This is a genomic window from Bacillota bacterium (genome assembly GCA_023511485.1).
GTDB lineage: Bacteria > Actinomycetota > Aquicultoria > Aquicultorales > Aquicultoraceae > CADDYS01.
The window spans coordinates 1-2494 of the sequence record JAIMBH010000057.1 but is presented as its reverse complement, the minus strand read 5'-3'; the positions used below and the strand labels follow the sequence as shown (position 1 = coordinate 2494).

At 43.5% G+C, this 2494-nt stretch carries 3 protein-coding genes; 2 read left to right on the top strand and 1 reads right to left on the bottom strand.

Translation table 11 applies throughout. The annotated features are described in order from the left end of the window. Positions 1-216 (bottom strand): hypothetical protein (locus K6T91_11535; protein ID MCL6473417.1); only part of this gene is annotated, 216 nt, incomplete at its 3' end. Between the two features lie 286 nt (positions 217-502). On the opposite strand from K6T91_11535, the gene K6T91_11530 reads away from it, so the two are divergent. Further along, positions 503-1477 (top strand): ABC transporter ATP-binding protein, encoded by a 975-nt coding sequence (locus K6T91_11530; GenBank protein MCL6473416.1) that lies wholly within the window; start codon positions 503-505, stop codon positions 1475-1477. A gap of 3 nt (positions 1478-1480) precedes the next feature. After that, positions 1481-2287: an ABC transporter permease subunit gene (locus K6T91_11525; protein ID MCL6473415.1), complete on the top strand. Its 807-nt coding sequence runs from the start codon at positions 1481-1483 to the stop codon at positions 2285-2287. Positions 2288-2494 lie beyond the last annotated feature (207 nt).

The window sequence follows — 2494 nt, the reverse complement described above, 5'->3', positions numbered from 1 at the left end:
AATAAACGCCCCTGCGAGAAATGAGAAGATGCTGGTATGGACCCTGAAACCTCCGCCAAGCGGGCTGGGCGCACCTAAAGTATTATCAATCGAACTCGCTATTGCTGAAATAATAAACGATATGAGCGTAAGGCCGACAAAAAGAACCGGATTGCCTTTAAACGTCTCCCAACTGCTACGTAATACATCTCTAATTAAGAAATCTTTCTCTGCCATTCGCTACCCCTTCCCTCAACGGTCGAGTGCTGCCTCTGTTACGTAATTACTTATCCATATCTATGTTTTCTCCTGCTGCTATGTGTAACAAATTTATTACAAGGCTCGTGGCCCAGAATTGCAGCATAGCGGCGTGCCCCGCACTTTGGCAACTTCCTTCTGCATCAATCCATTCTAACAAAAATAAGAGTCTCTTATGGGACTTGACAAAAACACGCTTTTTCATGGATGACACCAATTTGGCATGATTTACTGTTCAAACCATAAAAGATATAATTTTTGAGAAATGAGTAAACTTGCTATCGAAGCTGAAAATATCAGCAAAAGTTTTGAGGAAATAGTTGCTCTTGACCAGATAAGCCTTTCTGTTGATAGGGGTTCTGTTTTTGGTCTTCTTGGGCCAAACGGGGCTGGTAAAACTACAACCGTTCGCATACTCAATGGCCTGGTAAAACCATCAAGCGCAGGAAATATTAATATCCTCGGTTTTGACCTATATAACGAAACTCAAAGCATCCGACAAAGGGTTGGTGTTTTATCTGATTGCAATCTTTATGAAAGACTAACCGCGATCGAAAACCTTCTTTTGTTCGGCAAATTGTACGGGCTATCAAATAATGAGTCCTTTAAACGGGCTAAAGAGCTTCTTGAGCGATTCGGGCTGCAGGATAGATCGGGTGATAAAGTAGAGGCATACAGCAAAGGAATGAAGCAAAAGCTATCTATTGCTAGAGCACTAATGGGCGATCCTGAGCTCGTCTACCTAGATGAGCCTACTGCCGGCCTAGACCCGGAGGCCTCTTATGAACTCCTTCAATATATAAAAGAGTTAAGTAGCGATAGTTCAAAGACATTTTTTATAGCATCACACCGCCTTGAAGAAATAGAGTCGATATGCGACGCCGTGGCAATCCTTGCTGAGGGTAAAATCAGAGCATATGGATCGCCTCAAGAGCTGGCCCGCCAAGTCTTTACTGACTGCTGGGTCTCTGTCAAGCTAGCGCCAGACAATTCTGGTTTCGCGCCCGGTAATTCTGGCAACAGCATAGATACTTCCCTGCTGGCAGGCCAGCTATCAGAGTTTGACCAAGTTCAGGATATTAAACAATCAGTTGATGGGATCAGGATTAAGGTTAAAGGTAGAGATTCGATACCTGAGCTTGTCAGATCACTAGCTAGGCTAGATATTAATATCTATGGGATAGCCGAGGACGTGCCATCCCTGCAAGATGCATATCTTGCAATAATTAAGGATATTTAAACGATGAACTGGCAAAGAGCATTTGCTGTAACGCGCAAAGATATAAAAGAAGTGTTAAGCACTGGGCAGATTATCTGGCCGATGGCAATAGTCCCCCTGATTTTTATTGGGCTCATGCCGACTGTTATTATCCTTGCCACACGCGATGGAGAGAAAAGCGAATTAACAAAAATGGTAGAGAAATTCCCTTCAGCGCTTATCCAGCAATTAACTCATTTTAATGACGCCCAGAAGGTCATCTACTTTTCCACTGTCTACCTTCTAGCCCCACTTTTCCTAATCATTCCCATGATGGTCTCAACGATGATTTCAGCCAATAGCTTTGCAGGCGAAAAAGAGAGAAAAACGCTAGAGGGGATTTTATATACGCCAGTTACCGATACGGAGTTGATATTTGGTAAGGCTATGGCCTCACTTATACCGGCCATTGGGATATCCTGGGCTGGGTTTATAATCTATTCAGCAGTCGTAAACATCTTGGCTTATCCTGTTTTCAACCGTTTATTCTTCCCTCCTCTTAACTGGTGGATTATGATTCTCTGGCTTGTTCCTATGCTGTCGTTCTTAGTTATAGGGATGGTAGTTATAATATCTGCAAGGGTAAGGGGCTACCAAGAGGCCAACTCAATCGCGGGAGCAGTGGTTTTACCAATTATCTTAATTACCTTTGGCCAAGTAAGCGGCGTAATGTATCTCAGCACGCCGATAGTCTTCCTTATGGGTCTAATCCTTCTTATTATTGATGCATTACTGCTGCGCTTTATTGTAAGCATTTTCCATCGAGACCGCTTAATTGAATACATAAAGTGAACAAAGCCTAGCAGGACAGTCTCTAACAGACACAGACCTACAAATTCGCATCTATGACTAGCTTTTTGGCGCTAAGAAGCAAACAAAAGACAAGGCACGTATGTGACAGTTGCTCTCTAAAGCACCCTCCCACCAGAGCGGAGTCAAAGGAGTAAGAAAGCGAAGCTGCCCATAGGGGATGCATAAAAGGGCCGAGCACAAGTACCT